At 56.6% G+C, this 20127-nt stretch carries 12 protein-coding genes; 3 read left to right on the forward strand and 9 right to left on the reverse strand.

Annotated features, from left to right (window positions below; genetic code table 11):
- Positions 1 to 79 precede the first annotated feature (79 nt).
- From odhB to BLR13_RS10370, 6 genes are all read right to left on the reverse strand, one after another.
- On the reverse strand, positions 80 to 1300 hold the full coding sequence (gene odhB / locus BLR13_RS10345; protein WP_074831682.1) for a 2-oxoglutarate dehydrogenase complex dihydrolipoyllysine-residue succinyltransferase: 1221 nt from the start codon (positions 1298 to 1300) through the stop codon (positions 80 to 82).
- A 661-nt stretch (positions 1301 to 1961) separates the two neighbouring features.
- Positions 1962 to 3551, reverse strand: coding sequence for a porin (locus BLR13_RS10350; RefSeq protein WP_074824787.1), 1590 nt, complete (start codon positions 3549 to 3551; stop codon positions 1962 to 1964).
- 613 nt (positions 3552 to 4164) lie between these two features.
- A complete protein-coding gene (locus tag BLR13_RS10355) occupies positions 4165 to 4563 on the reverse strand; it encodes a VOC family protein (RefSeq protein WP_074831681.1) in 399 nt (132 codons plus the stop codon).
- 414 nt (positions 4564 to 4977) lie between these two features.
- Positions 4978 to 5847, reverse strand: coding sequence for an amidohydrolase family protein (locus BLR13_RS10360; protein WP_074824784.1), 870 nt, complete (start codon positions 5845 to 5847; stop codon positions 4978 to 4980).
- Positions 5844 to 6782 (reverse strand): LysR family transcriptional regulator, encoded by a 939-nt coding sequence (locus BLR13_RS10365; protein ID WP_074824781.1) that lies wholly within the window; start codon positions 6780 to 6782, stop codon positions 5844 to 5846. Before BLR13_RS10365 ends, BLR13_RS10360 begins: the two co-directional genes overlap by 4 nt.
- Positions 6783 to 7082: 300 nt before the next feature.
- Positions 7083 to 9932 carry a 2-oxoglutarate dehydrogenase E1 component gene (locus tag BLR13_RS10370; RefSeq protein WP_079586444.1) on the reverse strand — a complete coding sequence of 950 codons (2850 nt, stop codon included), beginning with the start codon at positions 9930 to 9932 and terminating at the stop codon, positions 7083 to 7085.
- A 1035-nt stretch (positions 9933 to 10967) separates the two neighbouring features.
- Between BLR13_RS10370 and BLR13_RS42555 the strand changes: the two genes are divergently transcribed.
- The 3 genes from BLR13_RS42555 to sseA all read left to right on the forward strand — a co-directional run bounded on the left by BLR13_RS42555 (position 10968) and on the right by sseA (position 14136).
- Entirely contained in the window at positions 10968 to 11318 is a 351-nt protein-coding gene (locus BLR13_RS42555) for a Crp/Fnr family transcriptional regulator (protein ID WP_433994278.1), read from the forward strand.
- A gap of 108 nt (positions 11319 to 11426) precedes the next feature.
- Positions 11427 to 12368 (forward strand): LysR family transcriptional regulator, encoded by a 942-nt coding sequence (locus BLR13_RS10380; RefSeq protein ID WP_074824776.1) that lies wholly within the window; start codon positions 11427 to 11429, stop codon positions 12366 to 12368.
- A 907-nt stretch (positions 12369 to 13275) separates the two neighbouring features.
- Complete coding sequence (gene sseA / locus BLR13_RS10385; protein WP_074824773.1) at positions 13276 to 14136, forward strand: 3-mercaptopyruvate sulfurtransferase; 861 nt, start codon at positions 13276 to 13278, stop codon at positions 14134 to 14136.
- Between the two features lie 498 nt (positions 14137 to 14634).
- Here the strand turns inward: sseA and BLR13_RS10390 are convergent, their stop codons facing one another.
- The 3 genes from BLR13_RS10390 to BLR13_RS10400 are packed head-to-tail and all read right to left on the reverse strand — an operon-like array spanning position 14635 to position 20026.
- The gene (locus BLR13_RS10390) at positions 14635 to 16239 is read right to left on the reverse strand and encodes an ABC transporter substrate-binding protein (RefSeq protein WP_074824770.1); all 1605 of its coding nucleotides are present in this window, start codon (positions 16237 to 16239) and stop codon (positions 14635 to 14637) included.
- Complete coding sequence (locus BLR13_RS10395) at positions 16236 to 17939, reverse strand: hydantoinase B/oxoprolinase family protein (RefSeq protein ID WP_074824766.1); 1704 nt, start codon at positions 17937 to 17939, stop codon at positions 16236 to 16238. The genes BLR13_RS10390 and BLR13_RS10395 overlap by 4 nt, the downstream gene beginning before the upstream one ends.
- The gene (locus BLR13_RS10400) at positions 17936 to 20026 is read right to left on the reverse strand and encodes a hydantoinase/oxoprolinase family protein (RefSeq protein ID WP_074831678.1); all 2091 of its coding nucleotides are present in this window, start codon (positions 20024 to 20026) and stop codon (positions 17936 to 17938) included. The genes BLR13_RS10395 and BLR13_RS10400 overlap by 4 nt, the downstream gene beginning before the upstream one ends.
- Between the last annotated feature and the right edge of the window lie 101 nt (positions 20027 to 20127).

The raw sequence follows: 20127 nt of genomic DNA on the forward strand, positions 1-20127 counted from the left end.
ACCTATGCCGGATGAAGCGCTACGCATTGCTTTGATACAGATTTCCGCGCCGGCAACCAGCGCAAAAAGCCGGAGTTGATCAGAGGTCCAGAACCAGCCGAGTCGGATCCTCTAGGCTTTGCTTAACGCGCGTCAGGAACGTCACTGCTTCCTTGCCGTCAATAACTCGGTGATCGTAGGTCAGCGCCAGATACATCATCGGGCGGATCTCGACGTTGCCTCCAATCGCGACCGCACGATGCTGAACGTTGTGCATACCTAGAATGCCGGATTGCGGCGCATTGAGGATCGGCGTTGATGTAAGCGAGCCATAAACACCTCCGTTGGTGATAGTAAAGGAGCCGCCCTGCATTTCTTCGATTCTGAGCTGGCCGTTTCGGGCGCGTTTGCCAACGTCAGCGATGGCCTTTTCAATTTCGCCGATCGACTTTTGGTCGCAGTCACGCACCACAGGTACTACCAAGCCCCTGTCCGTGCCGACGGCGACGCCGATGTGATAGTAATTCTTGTAGATGATATGGGTCCCGTCGACCTCGGTATTGACAGCCGGAATGTCCTTCAGCGCCTGCACGCAGGCCTTGGTAAAGAAGCCCATGAAACCGAGCTTACTCCCGTGCTTCTTCTCAAACGCATCCTTGTGCTGTGTCCGGACTGCCATGATATAGCTCATGTCGGCCTCGTTGAAGGTCGTTAGCATCGCGGCAGTGTTCTGTACTTCCTTTAGCCGACGCGCGATAGTCTGGCGTAGCCGCGTCAACTTAACGCGCTCTTCGCGTGCGGCATCCTGAGGCGGTGACGGCGTGCGCACCTGCATCGTGGCCACGGGCGGATTAACGGACGTTGACAACCGGGGCGCGTTCCCAATCTCCATCTGCAAATCACTTCTGCTATTGCGGCTGTTTTTAGCGGAACCGGCCCCTGTTTCGGGAACGTAACTGCTTTCACCGGATCTCGGCGGCGCATCGGTCGATCCAAGCTGAGAATGCATGGCATAAGTCTGTGAAGGAGGCGGGGAAGCTGCAGCCTTGGCCGGCGCTTTGGCTGCCTTGGCGTTGGCTCCGACTGGGTTATCAGTGATCTGTCCCAAGAGCGTTCCAACCCCTACGGTTTCGCCATCTTTCGCAAAGATCAGGCCGAGCGTGCCGGCCGAGGGTGCGGGGACTTCGATGGTGATCTTGTCGGTTTCGAGTTCTACGAGTGGTTCATCCTTGGCAACGGCGTCTCCCGCCCTCTTGAACCAGCGGCCGATCGTAGCCTCGGTCACGGATTCGCCGAGCGTCGGAACGCGAACTTCAGTCATTTTTTGTCTCCTCTTCGTCGCGGCTACGCTATCCTGGGCCACGCATCGGTGATTGGAACAGTAAGGAGAAGCCGCGCGTCCATCAGAGATGAATAGCAACTTCGTCCCTCGGAGCTACATTGGGGCCGCGCTCTCATCTGCGCCCGATGTTTAGATTTCATACCGATAGCCGTTGAATCCGGCCGAGCGTCTGCAGAAGCCAGTCGGCCGGCTTGGTTAACGTGCCGGTTTCACCGGTCTTCCTCCATTTCACTCAATGGTGAGTTGTTCTGGCCCAAGCAAGCGCACGCCGATCGATGAAACCGGTCCGGTGAATCGATTTTATGAGACTTCAGGTGGCCTTGGCTGACTAATGAATTGAGCCTACGGCAGTGAAATCGACGCCATTCTGTTCTTACCGCCTCTGGTCCATGCACCCGAACGTCGGGCCACGCGCAGTTGTTACACTGCGCGTTTGTCGTTTGTGCGCACCAGTTTTTTCGTGGTTCGGCCGTGATCGAGAAGACTTCCAGGTCGGGTTTGGCGGGCGCGGCTCAACGAAAGCCGCGGAAGCGATTGTAAGGACGGGCCGTCTTCATTTAGTCGGAACGATCCGTTCACAATCGACCTCCGCGGATTTTACCATCACTATGTCCAGATTTGATCTTGCTACGCTCAGACCTCAGAAGTCGCGATGAACGCGAACGTTTAAGTACGTCGTGCTCTGATTCTTAAACTCATACAGAGCCGTCGGTCTTGGAGCAGTCGCAGTGAACATCGAGCTGCCCGACATCTTCTGGCCAAGGAAGAACGTGCCCACTTCAGCGGAGAACGCTAGGCCCTTGACGGGCGTCCAACGGGTTACCACACCGACCTGCGTGATACTGTAGTCAGGGTTACAGGTGTAGCTACCAACAGAGTTTCCAGCGGCGGCCTGCCCCGCGAAAGTTGCCGCGAAGGCCGCACAGTATGCTCCCTTAGCGGTGGTCGTTCCCAGGCCACGGATGTTATCGTTGGTGCCACCATCATAACGGACAGAGGAGTAGCCTGCCCAGAATCCGCTCGACCAGTATGGATCCCAGTTGTGGTTGAAAGCGCCGCGAATACCCCAAGCATTGGTCAGGACGATTCCACCCGTACCAAACGCACCAGGAAGGTAGACCCCGTCGCTAGTATTACCGAAGCCAACACTGCGGTAGCCAAAACCACTACCGCCGAACATCGCAAAACTTGGCGAACCTCCGCTCGTAGAGATAATATTCTTCGTGTCACCTTTTGCGTAGCTCGCGTCGATCTTGATGTCATCGCCGGCACCAGTTGGTAGGTTTTTGATCTGCAGGGCAGCCATCACCGAGCCGCCCCATTTGTCGTCGGGATGACCACTGATTTCAGACAAGACGGTCGGGACACCACCGGCACCCAGCGTGTTGTAGGAGCCATTCACGAGATGCGCCGCGGCTGAAATCTGGAACATGCCCCAGGCCTGATCGATGCGAATGTTACCGACAATATCGGGGACATGCGTGCCGCCGTAGGCGTTCGTGCCTGCACCAGTAGAACCGACGCCGAGACTGAGATTCCAGAGCGCCGTGCGGTTGAACACGGTGGGGTCGTCGAGACCGATGGTGGCAGACACGCCTTTGTCAAACTGAGCCGTGTACTGAATATTGTTCACGCCGGTGACGGTGTCATGGCCCCCCATCAGAAACGACGAGTTATTGCCCGGATAACCGTGCCAAGGCGTCGCATAGGCCGAGGCAGACTTTCCGAAGGTGAAGCCGGCGAACTGGATGAACACCATTTCAACACCGACATAGCCGCCACCTACCGTATAAAGCTGGGCAGCTGAAGTTCCCGGGGCGGCGAGAACTGCTGGGTTCGTTGTCGGACCACCGAACATGTCGAATTGGAAGTCGCCCTGACCAAAGGTACGAACCACGCCGTATTCTGTCGCGGTACGGGTATCAACCGTCAACGCCATGCGAGAACGGCCGACGTAGTAATCGCGATAGCGATTGCCTTGGCCCAAATCGCCATTGTAAGCAGGTTGGCCGAGCGTACTGCCGTTGAAGTTGTTATCGATGCGTAGATATCCACCCAACTTGATGCAAGTGTCGGTGCCGGGCATATAGTAGAAGCCGGCACCATACAGCGAGCAGACCCTCACGTACTCGACTGCTTTGGCCTTGACCGGAAGATCAGCTGCACTTGCTCCGACTACCCCCGTAAGTATCGCCCCCGAGCTGAGGACAAGGCTCTTAATCATATTCATTTCAACCTCCGAGTTTGCGCTATCGCGAGAGGCCCGGTCCAACGGTTGCAGACTCGGAATAAACATTCTCTCGCCCCCAAAAACTCACCCTTGGACAGTTCAGCAATTCGAACATCGACAGATCGAATTTGAACCAACAAGAGCGGCGAAGGCGGGAATCCCTCAATCGCTTTCGCGACACTGGTCCATTTCACGCGGGAGCAGGGAGGAGACACTGTACACTAGCGCACCGAGAATCAGTTCGGCTGGCTAACGTGTGCTTTTGGAGCATCATATTTGTACGTTCTCGTGCATCTTTGGAGCGGCGATCTACGTCGTGATAAGCCGACTCCGAACGCTCGACCGAAACATGCCCATTGAATTGCCCGCCCGTACGCGTGCAGTTCATAAGCCCGTCCCGAGACTTCAAGATTCCGGCAGACACGCTTCGACTTCTTCGGAAATTTCGCCGGGACTATCTCTCGAGAGCTCTATTAGCGAACACACCCTGCGAGGCCACAGGCAAGGCTCAAGCGGCGTTTGAGCGACTCCCGCAAGAGAAGCGCACGGTGGTTTGCGTCAACACCCCTGGACTTCTCGAACCATTGGTTAACCGGCGAAGAAACGGGGCGCTTCATAATTTGTACTTCGTATCGCGCTCGATTAGTTCGATGGAAATGCCTTGCGGACCCTCGATGAAACACATGCGAACGCCGGGTCGGGCTGTTTGCGGCTCTTTTGTGAATTTGACACCTTTCGCTTTCAACTGGGAGGCGACGAAATCTATATCTTTCACCAATAAGCCAAAATGATCCAACCCGCGACGCGACGGGACCGCTGGAGGATTGGTCACGTTACCTTCTAACGACTCATCCACGAAAATTCTGAGGGCCCCAAACCTCACCTCTATCCGCACAGGCGATCTCACTATTTCCGCTCCGAGAACGCCGGCAAACCAGCGAGCAGTTTCCTCCGCATCTGACGTGAAGATGTGAAGGTGGTCCCAGACGAATTGTGGCGCGGATTCCGGCATGCTTAATCTCGGCTTCTGGTTGTGGCTATCGAACACCGCGAACATTTGACCAATGCTCGCCTTTAAGACGCAGCTTGTTTCATTTCCCCTTTTCAATCCGTTATCAAACGCTGGTCCTTCGACGCTGCACACATCAGATCTATCCAACTGTAGCGAGAACCGCCCCCGGGATATTTTCCGAAAGTGAGACTTTTCATCAGATAACCTGATATCGCGACAGATCGTGGTGTAGCGCGTTGGCGGACGACGATTCACCCTCCGCCAACTGGATCATTTCTCGCAATGCGACGCTTCCTCCAGTGAAGGCGAAGGTATCGGTCGCCGACCATTACAAGATGGTGTACCAGCGATGTTTGGCGACTTAGAACACTCGCGTCCCCATCATGCCTCGTCCGGAAACTCGTTCAAATCGGACTACTCGAAACTGTAAAGCCGTGCCGGATTATCGACGAATATTCGTTGGACGTCTGTCTTAGACATCCACGAGTTGGCAAGCTCAAACAGGTCCGTGGTATTCGGCATCGGCTTGTCTTCGAGAAAGATGTGAGGCCAATCGGTTCCCCAAATGCATCGCTCCGGCGCCGCCGCAATCAGAGCTTTGGCCGGCGCCGAAAGGTCAGCAAAATTGGGTGCCAACTTCGACAGCCGGTAGCCAACGAGCTTGATCCAAAACCGGTCGTTTTCGAGCAACCGAAGAATGTTCTTAAATTCACTCCCCTCCACTCCATCCTGCATCGGAAAATGTCCCATGTGATCGAGTACGATTCGCAACGACAAATCATTCAGTATGCTTCCGATCTCCAACAGCCGGCCACTGTTGATCCAGAGCTGAATGTGCCAACCGAGCGGCTCGATCATCTTGGCCAATCTCGGCAACCATTCGATGGGCGTCCGCCCGGTAATGGCGTTAAAGCGGATACCACGCACGCCGGCGCGGTCCATTCTATTTAGCTCATCCATGGTGATGCTCTGGTCTACCACTGCAACGCCGCGCGTTCTTTTGAGACCAAGTCTGGCGATCGAATCCAAGAGGCAGCTATTGTCCGTGCCATAGACGCTCGCCTGTACGACAACCATGCGCTCGATCCCAATAGTATCAGCCATAGCGCGATATTCGCTTATTGGAGACAACGCTGGATCGTACATTCGCGCCGGACTAAGCGGATATTTCGCGGTAGGACCGAAGATGTGAAAATGCGTATCTGTCGTCCCGGGTAGGGCTTGAATTTTCGGCGTACGTGCGAGCGGCGGTGGCGGTGAGGCAACAATGCTATGCTGTGTCATGACCTAAACTGATCTGCCTGGAGGAAGGGATCAGGCAGTTCGCTCAAGCAGAGAAGCGACATCGCCTTCAGACTTTTCAAGAAGAGTTCCGCAGCGAGGGTCGGAGTGCGTGTTAAAGGTGATACAGCAATCACCTCACGCGGAATGGCAGGATCGATTATGCGCTGCGCACGGAGGAGCTTTCGATCCAGGGCCTGCTTCACGGCGATGATAGGAAGTATCGTTCCCCAATCGCTTTTGGCGACCAGCTCGATTGTCGGACCAAGCGAGTCAAGTTCGATCTCGGGTTGAAGCGCAATACCCTTAGCTGCCAAGATCGAATCTATCAGTCCACGCATGCCTTGCCGCTGTGATGGAAGAACCAGCCGGAACTCCGATAACCTGTGCGACTCGATCGTATGCGCGAACCGCTTGCCGGCCTGATAGCGCGTGGCGAAGATCAGGTAGTCGCGAAAAAGGGGAAAGATGGCAGTATCGCTGAGCGGCCCGGAATTATTGACGATGGCCAGATCCAGATTGCCGGCATGCAGTTGATCGAGGAGACTCCCACTGTATGCCTCAACTATCCTGAGCGTGACATCCGGATAGCTCGATTTGTAGCCCACCAGAACGGCTGGTAGGACGCTGTTTGCGACCGATGGCATGACTCCGATCGTCAAATGCCCTGCCACATTTCCGCTTGCGTCGCGCAAGTACCGCTGCGCTTCGTAGACCTCATTCAAGATCTTTTGGCAAAGACCGTAGAATGTCCGTCCTGTGTCGGTCGGAAGGACGCCACGGGACGTGCGGTGGAACAGCTTCGTTTTGAAGCTCCGCTCGATCCGGCTAATCTGCATGCTGACAGCCGGCTGAACAACGTTCAGTCGGCGAGCTGCCTTCGTTATGCTGCGTTCGTCGTACAGCGCGACAAAATATTCAATTTGACGCAAGTCCATGGCGCTCACGCGCTGTCGGCGTAATCCTGTCCCAGAAGTTGCGACCATTCTATGGATCTTCCGCTTTAGACCATTACACCGACGCTGGCCACCAACTCGAAAACCGATGTTTCCAGCTTGGACACTTTCCTCACGCCATCCTTTGATCCGACACCCACATCCTAACGAACTCCATATCTTCGGCTACCTCGAGCATGGCACAAGGCAGAAAGCAGGTAACCGGCTGGTAGACCGGTAGCAGGATCGCAGCATCGCGAGCGGCACGGTTCGACATTCTGAGTCTCTACTCATGTCTTCCCTTTAATGCCGTTTCTCTCTCCCAGAGTTGGCTAATCGCTCCAAAACGTATCCGTCTCGCGCTTCATCAAGTCCGATGGCCATATCCGTCAATTTTGCCTGGTCGGCGATGTGCTCATCGTTCGTCCCTATTGCCGTTGAGGCATTTGGGGGCCGGCTAACACAGTGGGGCCACTTGCATGGGTTGCCTATCCTTCGCAAGATCGCCTCGATTTTGCGGTCAATGTAGGACCACGCCCCCATGTTCTCGGGCTCTTCTTGGCACCAGATTACGGAAGCATCCGGAAAACGGCTCAGTTCGTGCTGCAAAGCATTCTCTGGAAATGGATAAAGCTGCTCGATCCGGACAAGAGCGACATCCACGCTCCGCGTGGCTGCCAATCTGGCTTCCAAATCGTAATATATCTTTCCGCTGCAGAGAATGACGCGTCGGATATTGTGTGCTGGGTCCGCGGGGGTGCCGATCACCTCCTGAAATGACGTGCCGTGATCAAAATCGCCGAGTCTCGAAACGGCGAACCGATTTCGCAGCAGTGATTTGGTCGTGAATACGATCAGCGGGGAACGGTCGAGTTTGCTTGCCTGCCGCCGCAGAAGATGGAACAGGTTTGCCGGCGTGGAGCAATTGGCTACTGTCATGTTTTCACTAGCGCACATCTGCAGGAAGCGCTCGATTCGACCCGACGAATGATCGGGACCCTGTCCTTCAAGGCCGTGTGGCAGCATCACGGTCAGGCCCGACCTATCAAGCCATTTGTCTTCGCCGCTTGCGATGAACTGGTCGAAGATCACCTGGGCAACATTTGCAAAATCACCGAACTGCGCCTCCCACACTACGAGGCAGCGGTCCACGTCCATCGAGTAACCGTATTCAAAGCCCAGGACCGAGTATTCCGAAAGCGGGCTTCCGACTATTTGGCAACGGCCTTGCTCCTCTTGAATTAGATTGAAGGGCTCGAAGGGGAATCCGGTTTCGTTGTCAATCAGAACAAAATGGCGTTGGGAGAATGCACCACGAGGCGAGTCTTGACCACTAAATCGCACGTCAAATCCGTCGGACGCCAGCGAAGCGAGGGCCAGTGCCTCGCCGAATGCCCAGGCAATACCTTTTTCGGAGCGGATCGCGTCACCACGCTCTTTCAGTTGCTTGACGATTTTCTCGCTGGCAGACATTCCGGCCGGTGGCACCGACAGCGACTCTCCGATTGTTCGCAACCGATCCAGCGACACTCCAGTCTGGATATCGCGATCGGAGGTCACTTGTCGTGTGGCAGACGAATTCGACTGGGATTCCCGATCGACCGACTGGACATGATTTTTCCGATAGCCGTCCAGCGCAGCATAAGCAGAGTCAAGCTCGGCGAAATAGCCGGCGGCAACTTCTTCCGCCCTTTCCTGCGACATAACGCCCTCTGCGACGACCCGCGCCAAGTATTGGTCGCGCACCGGGAGATGAGTCGCGATCTTGCGATACATGAGTGGTTGCGTGAACGTCGGTTCGTCGAGTTCATTGTGGCCGAAGCGACGGTAGCACACTAAGTCCACAACTATATCCGCATGAAACCGGAAGCGGTAATCAGCTGCAATTTGCGCTGCCCGAATTACCGCGTCGACGTCGTCGGCGTTTACATGCAAAACAGGAGCACCAATCGTACGCGCAACGTCAGTACAATAGATCGACGTCCTTCCGCATTTCGGATCCGTAGTGAACCCTACTTGATTGTTGATAACGACATGAATAGTACCGCCGGTTTCGTAAGCTGGAATCTGGCTGAGTTGAAGCACTTCGCAGACTACACCCTGTCCGGCGAACGCGGCGTCGGTGTGTACCAATAGTCCAGCGACACGACGTATGCCCTCCTCCCGGCTGGCAAACCGGTCCTGTCGCGCTCGTACCCTTCCCAGGGCAACACCATTGATGGCTTCCAGGTGCGACGGGTTGTGGCAATAGAGCAACTTCACATTTGCGTCGCCGAAGTATCGCTCCGTCTCGTGGCCGAAGTGATAAGGGACGTCTCCAGAGGCCTTGACATCTTCTGGAAAGGGCCGCCCTCCCTTAAAATCGTGCAGAAGGGCCGTCAGCGGCTTCTTCAATACGTTAGCTAAAACGTTCATTCGACCGCGCGCAGTGCCGCCTATCACAATATCGCGGAGTCCGTTCTCGGCGCACCGAGCCAAGACCGCTTCGAACCAAGGGATCAACGCTTCGGCGCCATCCGCACCAAACCGCTTCTTGCCGACGAAACGGAGGTTGAAAAAACGCTCGAACTCATGCGCGCGGATGATGTCTTCAGCGGCTCGGCCGCGCATGCTGTTGTCGATTGTTTCAATACTTCCCTCCGCCACTGCATAGATCCAATTTCGCGCGGCCGTATTGTCAACGTGGGCACAGTCGAAACCGATGCTACCTGCGTATATGCCATTCAGACGCGCGTGCAGGTTACGCAGTGTCGGCGGTGATACGTCATAAGCAAGAGAAGCACTGATCTCATCGTCAAGGGCCTCCCCAGATATCCCGTGGTAGCCTGGATCGAGCTCCGGAGGTCGTGGTTGCTTCCACAGTTCCAAGGGATCGAGCTTTGCCGCGAGGTGCCCGCGCTGGCGATAGGCGTCAATTAGACGCGCAGCAGCGACTTCCGTTACAAAGTTCGAGCCTCCACCTACCAGTGAGGCTTTTCCCCACATTTCATCGAAGTATGGCTTCCAACTTCCATCGACTGATTTCGGGTCGCGCATGTAACGATCGTAGAGATCAATCACGTAATCCGCGCTAACGGCTGATAAATTCATATGACGCCCGGCCTCATTACAGACTGACTGGCAAGGCCACTTGATTGAAGCCAATTGCCGCATGCAATCTCCTCGGCTTCCGCAGCCCGGGCAAATAAAGAGAAATGATGGGAGGTATCAGCACAACAAGGCTTCCGCGCGGCGCGTAATCTGTCAGGTTAGCAAATTGCATGACGTCTTCTACTCACGTTCGTCGATCGACAGAAGAGAACATCTTTCACGGCGACGGCGGATCTCGTCGCATGCCGACGCCAGCGTGCTGGCAGGTCAGTGACGACGGATCGGACTCTCAAGGATTGAAGTGTATCGTACGATACAGCAACGCCCTGCGCAGACGGGTCATACTGGTAATAAACCGAATACTTGAGAGGGAACCCGTGGTGAAACTGACGGAACAAGGTCTCGCCCGCCCAAACAGCGCAAAAGCAATTGCTGTCGCGAGCATGGTGAACGACGGCAGATTGCTTGCCGCAGTTATGCCGATGCCTTCTCGAGGTCAAGCACTTCGGTCCGCCGCGATGGAAAGGCGAACCCGGTCCTACCCAATTTCAGACTTTCGATGAACAGGACCGCAGGAGGGCTTTCACGTCTATGACCACAATCCAGCCGGCGTGTGAAGTCCAACCCCGCGGGACGCCAGATGGCGGCCTATCGCATGAGGATTGCTCGCATGGCTTGACTAAACCGGGGGCCCCCATGCTTCGGCAGTGGCGCCAACGCATGTCCGTTAAGAATTGCGCCTTGAGAAGCTTCTCACCGCTCGACTTCAATTACATTCGCCCCCTTCTGCAGCCCGTGACCTTGAAACGACGTGCCGTGTTGCAAGAGCCCAACAGAGGTATCGAGTACATAAATTTTGTCGAAACGGGAATTATCTCGCTGATGACAGTTGCCACCGGAAGCATCCTCGAAACAGCGATGGTTAGTTCACGCGGCTTCGCTCCAGCGTCCGCCGTCCTCGGCGCAAGAACATCCGCCCATAGGTCAATCGTACTCGTCTCGGGACACGCGTTACGAATTCGTTCTGACGATTTGAAGCGCTTGATGATCGAGCGACCTCAGATTCGGGAAACTCTTTTGCAGTACGTTCAATCACTTATGGTTCACGGCTCGCAACGGGCGCTTTGCGGGGTACGACATCAACTCGATCAACGTTTGGCCTGCTGGCTTTGTCTAGCGTGCGATGCACTTGACGACGATGTCCTTCCCGTAACGCATGATCATCTTTCAACAATCCTGGGGTTCCGGCGAGCTGGCGTCACTCAAACATTGAACCTTTTCGAAGAGCAAGGACTGGTCGGGAAAATGCGAGGGGTTTTGCAGATACTCGATCGTCACCGGTTAGAGCAGAGAGCATGCTGTTGCTACAGACGAATTGCGACTGCCGATGGACGGACGAGTTCGCCGGACTACGCGGCTGCTTCCCTCCCCCAATCAATGCAACGCTGATCAGCGTCACACTGTGCCTGATCAGCAACTATGGGCTTGCAAATTGCGTTGCATCGCGAATCCGTTGATGGGGAGGAGACGAACCCCTAGCAAGAGCAGAGGTGGACAATGCGGAATAGCGGGGGACCGGATGTCGCATCATCAATTGATGTCGATCGTCTGAATTTGATAACATCATTCGTGTCGGTAGCGGAACATCTCAGTTTCATTGCTGCCGCCAACGTTATTGGCACTTCTCCATCGACGATTAGTCGAAAGGTATCGCGATTAGAAGATGCGCTCGGTCTCCGGCTGTTCGAGAGGACCACGCGTCGCGTCGCGTTGACTGAGGCAGGACGGTTATACCACGCGCAATGCGTACAAATTGTTAACCATTTGGCCAACGCGGATGCAATGATTGCATCCCTCAACTCGGAGCCGAACGGCCAATTGCGCGTAAGCTTTCCTATTGCTTTCGGCCGGCTTCAGCTTTCCGCAATCATCAGCGAATTTCTCGACACCTATCCGAAGGTAAAAGTGGAGGCCAACTATACGGATCGTTTCGTCGATCTAATCGAGGAATCTTATGATGCGGTCGTGCGGATCGGAAGCTTGCCGGATTCGAATCTGGTCGCGCGCAAAATTGCCGCGAACCGCAGGCTCGTCGTTGCGTCGCCGGCCTATCTTGAGCGACAGGGCGTTCCTCATGAGCCCGCCGACCTTGTGTCGCACCGTTGTCTAAGATTCAGTCGTTATTCCGCATCCGGGAGTGTCTGGCGTTTCAAGCGAGATAGCCGGATCGACGAGATCAAAATCTCTGGTGAATTTAGATCGGACAGTTCCGAGGCGATCTACGAAACGGTTCTGCGCGGGCGGGGGATCGGACTGGTTGCCAGCTATCTCTGCAATCATAGTATCGAGAGAGGCGATCTCGTTCTTCTTCTGCCGGAGTGGACCAGCGTGCCCGAAGCAGGTGTCTATGTCGCCTACAGCAGCAGCAGACACCTCGCGCCCAAAATCAGGGTGTTTTCCGATTTCCTGGTTCGAAAGCTGAAAAACGTGCCGTGGTAGGCACGAGCCGTAGGAGCTGGGATATCGGTGACCGTCGTAGCCCGGGGCGCCGGCGCAGTATTCAAACGACGGCATAGAATGAATGGCTCTTGCTGCAGATGAATTTGGCAGAACCCCTCGTCAATAAGATTCCAAGGCTACTTTCTCCAAGGACGCGCAGCTTCTGATAAACGCAGGCTGCCGTTCACTTTTCTGTCTGCTCCATCAGCCCGAAAGTAAGGACAATAAACGGACCGGCCGGAAGGCCGTGATGCGCAGTCAACGATTCGAATACCGCGGATCCTTTGTCTTCCGATGTGATCCGATCTTTTGAGTTTTCTGATATCGCCAGAGTCATAGTCAATAAATGTTTCCCACGTGTCAGCAAGATCTCACGTCGGAACAGGTCTCGAGCGTCCACGACCTCTGATCTCAGGGGATTTACGCGACAAGGTCGTACAACCGGGCGATTTGTGAAATCGAAAAGCCTCCGGCGGGCATGCCGGAGGCTTTGGAGCTTTAACAAGAGATGGGTGTCTAAACTCTCCCAGTGTTGTTGTGCAAACGAACGTTTGGCGGAGAAGAACGTCGGACACCCCGTTCCGAGCAGAGGAGCGAACGTGTGCGAGGCGCGCGACGTAGAACGTCGTCGCGCTGCCATATTGGCAGATTAAGTCGGGGACGAGGGACGAAGCATTGTACGCAAGCGGACGAAACACAGCACAACTTCCTACCTGTGTTCTTCGAGTACCAGGTGCGTACGTTTTAGTACACACTTTCGAAACAGGATCATACGTTTGCGGAAAACAACTCTTTCGTTGATCTAGACGCTAACTTATATGAGATTCGAAGCGGTCGAGCCTAGTTGCTCGTCTTTCCCGTCCCTGCGATCGTCGTATCGCGGGATACACCACAGGGGTCTTGCACCATGAAATCAGCCGGCGACGATCCGCTCGTTTCTACCGATTGGCTCGCAGCGCGCCTCGACGATCCTGCGATCCGGATCATTGATGCGTCCTACAAGATGCCCGGAATGCTGCCCCTGCCGGCGGACGATTTTCTCGGCGCGCATATTCCAGGCGCGGTGTTTTTCGATATCGACGCCATTGCCGACCAAAATGATCAATTGCCGCATATGTATCCAGATGCCGCGCAGTTCGAGAAAGACATTTCCGCGCTCGGCATATCCTCTGGCGATACCGTGATCACCTATGATTCCGGCGCCTGGGTCGCGGCGCCCCGTGCCTGGTGGATGTTCCTGTCGTTCGGCCACGGCAAGGTAAAGGTGTTGGATGGGGGCCTGCGGAAGTGGCTCCGCGAAGGACATCCGGTCCATTCTGGCAAGGTCATGCCGGACCTTGGATGCTTCAAGGCGGAGTTCGACTCGCGCTTTATCCGCAACAAGCAACAATTGCTTCGCAATCTGGAAACACAAGCGGAGCAATTGATTGACGCCCGCCCGCGTGCTCGCTTCGAAGGGATCGTAGCCGAGCCGCGACCCGGGAGGCGCTCCGGTCACATTCCTGGCAGCCGCAACGTGCCCTACGTCGAACTGTTCGACGCCGAAACCGGCACGATGAAGCCGCTCGAAGATCTGCGAACGGCGTTCACGCATTCGGGCATCGAACTGACAAAACCGATTGTCACGACTTGTGGCTCGGGCGTGTCCGCAGTGGTCCTGACCTTGGCGCTTCATCGGCTAGGTGTGCGCGGCACTGCTGTCTACGACGGCTCGTGGGCCGAATGGGGTCTGCCTCATGGACCGCCGGTCGCGACCGGCCCCGGCTAATTTCAGAACGCCAGCTAATGCCGGTTTGGTCGGCATCACCAGAAATCCAACCGGCTGAGGAAAATCCGATTTTTCCGATGGCACGCGATCACGCCATTCCGATCGGTGAGTGGTATCGAGAATGATCTATTCCGAAGACCAAATAGAAGAACCAAGAGGACTTTGCGGATCGCTACCTATAAAGGCCTTGCTCGACCGCGCTGGTCGGTTGCCAATTTGGCTCCAATCAACTGGGTACGCCAAGCATTGAGGCGTCCCGTTGCCGAACTGCTGATTGCCGCAGCCGCGCGCCGATAAGTTTCAATAATGACTGAAGCGTCTGACGTCGGACAGCTCCGGCCCGACCAGCTCGCGGCCGTCAACGGTCGCTCCTTGCCTGTATATCAGGCTTACCAGAGCAAGGACCAATTCTTCATTTTTCGAGCGCAGTGAGCAGAGACGGACAATCTCGGGTTTTCCGTGATATTCCCAAAAGTCCTACAGAAAAGCTGATTAGATCTAGCTGGTGAGATAGACTCTCGCCATTGACCCTTCGAATCCCTCTGCGTTCGTCGTATGGTCTTTGACCCGGCTCTGGCTGATCGTCAACCACGAGGCCATCACAATGGGGAAATTGGGAACATCACGCATGACGATGTCTTGGATTTTTATCCATTTCGCAATGCGATCCTGCTTGTCGAGCGTCACCGCCGTCTCTTCCAGCAACGCATCGACCTCAGGATTGTTGTAGGCTGTACCGTTCGAGAACGGGACACCCTTGATCAAGTTCTTCGACCAGTACAGGCGTTGAACGCCAACCTGCGGATCGAACAGATTGCTGATCGAAGCCAGATGCAGCGCGAACGCACGATCGCTGTACACGCGCTTGACCAATGTCCCCATGTCTTGACCACGCAGTTCCACGCCAATTCCCGCGCGGCTCATCGCTGACCGCAAGAACTCCCCGAGCACCCGCTGGTCGTCGCCGGTGTAATCCATTGTCAGTGTGAAGCGCATCCCGCTTCCTGCCCGCGCGTAGCCAGCCTCGTCAAGAAGCTTTGCAGCAGCCGCGACATTATAGGGATAGGGCGATAGCTTACTATTGTGAAATTCCTTATGATAGGGAACGATCGGTGCCGCCGATGGAACGGCATTGCCGAAGAACACGATCTTGCAGATCGTTTCGCGGTCGATGCAATGCGCAATGGCTTGGCGAACTTTGAGGTCTTTTAGATATTCGTTTTCGAGATTGGCCTCGATAATGATGATGTTAGGTGGATCATAGACATATCCATTTTCATCGAACGATATTTTCGGATTCTTTTTCAGCCTCTCGACATCTCGATAGGGCACCGGCGTGCGGTAGCCGAGGTCGACGTCTGCGGTCTCGAAAGCGATCGTGCGCGCGGCCGGGTCGGAGATGAAGCGGGCGACCAATCGATCAACATAGGGCAACGGCTTATTCCAGTAATTCGGATTGCGGTCCCATATGACATGACTGCCGCGGACCCATTCCCTGAAAACGTAGGGACCGGTTCCAATCGGAGCTGCGTTGTTGACGTGGGTCAGCGGGTCTGCGTCGCCGTACCGGTGCTTTGGCACGACCGGAGATTCCCCCGACGACAACGCCGATAGCAGGTATGGTGTCGGCTTCCCCAGGTGAAGAATAACCGTGTATTTGTCCGGCGTCTCGATTGTCTTGATCTGGGCGAACGTCGTTCGGCCGCGCGGGTGGAGCTTCTTTTGGACCGCGATCGAGAATGCAACGTCCTCGGACGTAAAGTCCTCGCCGTCGTGCCACTTCACGCCCTCGCGAAGCTTGAATGTATAGGTCAATCCATCGGGTGCCACGTCCCACGAGGTCGCGAGCAGAGGCTGCGGGTTCATATTGTGGTCGAATTCGAGCAATCCTTCCGTCGTTCTCCCGCTGAATGTGATGCTCGACGAGTTCACGAACCCCAGCAGCGTCGGGGGTTCAAACGCCGCGACCATTGTCACTACCCCGCCTCTCTGTGGCGTCGCTGCGCTCGCTGAGCGGGAACGTGTTGCCCCACCAATGCCCAATGCGGGCAAGGAGCATAAACCTGCAACGATGGAACGTCGGTCCAGATTGATCTTCGTCACTGTATTTTCTCCTGTATGGGGGTGACAGATCGCTGGTCGGCAGCCGCACGTTCGAGCCCGTACAATTCCTGCGCCGCCTTCAAAGAGATGAGTTCATTGGCGAGATCGGTCTCGACCATGACGCGATCCCGCCCTTTTGGATCGCCGATACCGCCGCCGCCTGGTGACATGATCAGGACTCGCTCACGGGACGGAATGAAATGCTGGCCCTTGCTCGGCAGCCGGCTACCCGACTTCAGGCCGACATAGCCGGCGCCACCGTCCAACCCGCCTTCAACTCCGCGCGGGGCAAATTTCACCCGCTCGTACGCGCCGCTGAAAAAGAACGGCTCGTCGATGCCGTTTTCCATTTCGATGGTCTGACCGAGACCACCGCGCATGCGGCCGGCGCCACCGCTATCCTGCCGGTACTCCTTGCGCCAAACAATCACCGGCGACATCGATTCGAAGATCTCTATCGGACCGCCGCGCACGCCACTCGGGAATCCGGTCGCCGACAGGCCATCGCGAAACGGCAGCGCGCCCATGCCTCCGGTGGTGACGACGCTGACCATAAAGTCGTCCCCAAAACGCGACGGACTCGATTTGGAACCGCTGGCGCCGACAATCCAGAGCACACCGGACCCCTCCGCTGGCACCCGCTCCGGGATCGCCTGCCGCAAGCAGCCGAAAACGAGATCCGGCAACATCAGGCCAATCAGATGCCGGTGGACGACGGCGGCAGGCTTGATCGCATTGACGATAGAGCCTGCGGGCGCGGACACCGTGCGCGGCTCCAGCGAGCCCGCGTTGTTGGGAATGTCGCGCGCAATAATGCAGCCGAGCGCATAGGAGGTATAGGCCAGCGTATAGCAGAACGGTACGTTAAAATTACTCTTGGTCATGCCGTCCGACCCCGAATAGTCGACATGGATGCCGCCGTCGGTGACCGTCAGTGCCGCCTTCAACTCGACCGGCTCGCCCTGACCGTCGAGCGACAACGATGCACGCCATGTGCCTTTCGGCAGCTTGGCGATCTCGGCCCGCACGGCTTCACGCGACGCATCAATGATGTGGTCGGCCAATTCGTCGAGTTCTTCCAGCCCGAATTCCTCCATCATCTCCGACAGGCGGGCGCAGCCAACGTCGTTGCAGTTGATCAGCGAATAGACGTCCCCCACCGTCTCCACCGGCTGACGCGTATTTGCCCGGATCACCGCCATCAAGGTTTCATTGAGAACGCCGCCTTCAACGATCTTCAGGATAGGTAGATAAAGCCCTTCCATGAACACATCGGTCGATGACGACATGTCGCGCAATCCGCCGATATCCATCACATGGCTGTTGCAGGCGAGGAACCCCACCAGCGTGTCGTCACGAAAGCAGGGCGTGGTCACCGAGATATCGTTGGTGTGCCCGGTGCCCATCCAGGGATCGTTGTGGATGAAAACATCGCCTGGCTGCATGGTCGGGATCGGGTATTCGTCAATCACATGACCAACCGCCAATGCCATCGAATTGATGTGGCCGGGCGTTCCTGTCACCGCTTGCGCCAACATTCGACCGTCGGCGTCGAATACTCCTGCGGCGAGATCGCCGGATTCCCGAACGACGGTGCTGAAGGCAGTACGCTGCAACGTCTGGGCCTGCTCTTCCACCACCGCAATCAGGCGGCTCCACATGATCTGCTTGTCGATGAGACCGAGATTTGCTTCGCTCACGCTTTTGTCCCCTTGCGTTCCATCACGATCGAACCGAGACCATCGATCCAGGCATCGAAATTTTCTGTCACGTAGGTCGATGTTTCATCCTCCGTGATAATCGCCGGTCCGGACAGACGGGCGCCCGTGGCAAGGGCATCGCGGCGATAGCGCGAAATATCGACCGGCTTGCCGGTCCGGCCATCGAACACCTTGACGATCTCGTGGGCCGCGAGCGTCGGAAACAAGTCGACGTCAGCGATCTGCTCGGGCAATTTCGTCACGGTCGAAAGATTGACGGACCAGGCCATGATCTCGATCGCCGCTGCGGGGATCGAGCGCTTGAACAGCGCCTCGTAGTCGGCCTCGTAACGGACTCGCAGCGCCGGAATGTCGGCATCCACAAGATCGTGAACCGGAAGTTCGACCGCGATCTCATGGCCCTGCCCGACATAGCGCATAAACGCGATGCGGCGCTCTACAAGCGGCTCGCCGTGTGCCGCAGGCTCGACCCACGTCCTAATCTCTTTCGACATCGCGTTGAGAAGGCCCGTTGCAGCAGTCGCATCGAACGTATCGAGGCGCATGTACTTGGTCTTGACCATCTCGTAAGAAATCGGCGCAGCAAGAAAGCCGACAGCGGACCCGACACCCGCATTGGGGGGAACAATGACGCGGTTGGCGCCAATCTTTTCCGCGACGCGGGCCACATGCAGCGGCGCGGCGCCACCGAACGCAATTACAGTATGATCGCTTGCCACCGCGCCGCGCTCGACCGTGTGAACTCGAGCGGCACTGGCCATGTTCTCGCATACCATCTCGTACACGGCGTAGGCTGCCATCTCCGCGTCGAGACCCAGCGGATCGCCAATCACGCTCTTGAGCGCCTTCTTCGCCAGTTCGGGATGGAGCTTGATCGTGCCACCTGCAAAGGTGGCGGGATCGATCAGGCCGAGCGCGACATCCGCGTCGGTCACCGCGGGTTGGTTGCCGCCAACGTTGTAGCAGACGGGCCCGGGAACCGAAGACGCGCTTTCCGGTCCCACGATCACGCGCTTCAACGAATCGAGCCGTGCAAGCGAGCCGCCGCCCGCGCCGATCTCGACCATCTCGATGACGGGGATGCGAACCGGAAGGCCGCTACCCTTGAGAAAGCGTGCTGCGCGATCGACCTCGAACACGCGCGATGTTTCCGAACGATAATCCTCGATCAGACTGACTTTCGCGGTCGTGCCGCCCATATCGAACGCCAGCACCTTGCGCTCGCCAAGCCTGGCCGCGATTTGCGCGGCGAAAACGGAGCCGCCGGCTGGGCCGGACTCAACCAGCCGCACCGGAAACTTCCGCGCGGTTTCAACCGAGGTCAGGCCGCCGCCCGACGTCATCAGGCAGAGCGCCCCGCGGAAGCCCATCTGCTTCATCTTCTCCTGCATGCGGGCTAGATAACCGTCCATCAGCGGCTGCACGTAGGCATTCGCCGCCGCGGTCGATGTCCGTTCGAATTCCCGCATCTCCGGACATACCTCGGATGACAGCGTGATGTAGAGTTCGGGCATGAGGGATTGCAGCAGCTTGGCCGCGGCCTGCTCATGCGCCGGGTTTGCGTAGGAATGCAGGAACGCAATCGCAACGCTCTCGATTTTCTTCGCTTTTAGTGTTTTGGCCACGGTGGCGATGTCGTGCTCATTCAACGCCAGGCGAATGCAACCGCGCGCGTCCATCCGCTCGCGCACCGTGAAACGCAGCGGTCGCTCGACTAGCGGCTTCGGCCGCACCAGCGCCAGTTCATATTGATCGTAGCGGCTCTCGGTTCCGATCTCGAGCACATCGCGAAACCCGTCCGTCGCAATCAGCGCCACCCTGGCGCCGCGACGCTCGATGATCGCATTGGTCGCGAGCGTGGTCCCGTGGACGAAGATATCGGTGTCGGCAATCGATTTTCCGGCACGAGCCATCACCTCGCCAACACCCCGCAGCACACCTTCTTCCGGGGACGATGGCGTCGTCAATACCTTTCCGGTCCAGCGCTGCGTTCCATGCTCCAGCACAATATCGGTGAACGTTCCGCCGACATCGGCGGACAGCTTCAATTTCGGTTCAGCTCTCAATCCCGCGTCCTCAACAGTTCCAGATGCGCTCGATAGCGATGGCCCGGAGATTCCGTTTTCCAGCGTCACCAAGTAGGTGCCGACACCGGAAACCATGCATC

Source organism: Bradyrhizobium ottawaense (assembly GCF_900099825.1).
Lineage (GTDB): Bacteria > Pseudomonadota > Alphaproteobacteria > Rhizobiales > Xanthobacteraceae > Bradyrhizobium > Bradyrhizobium ottawaense_A.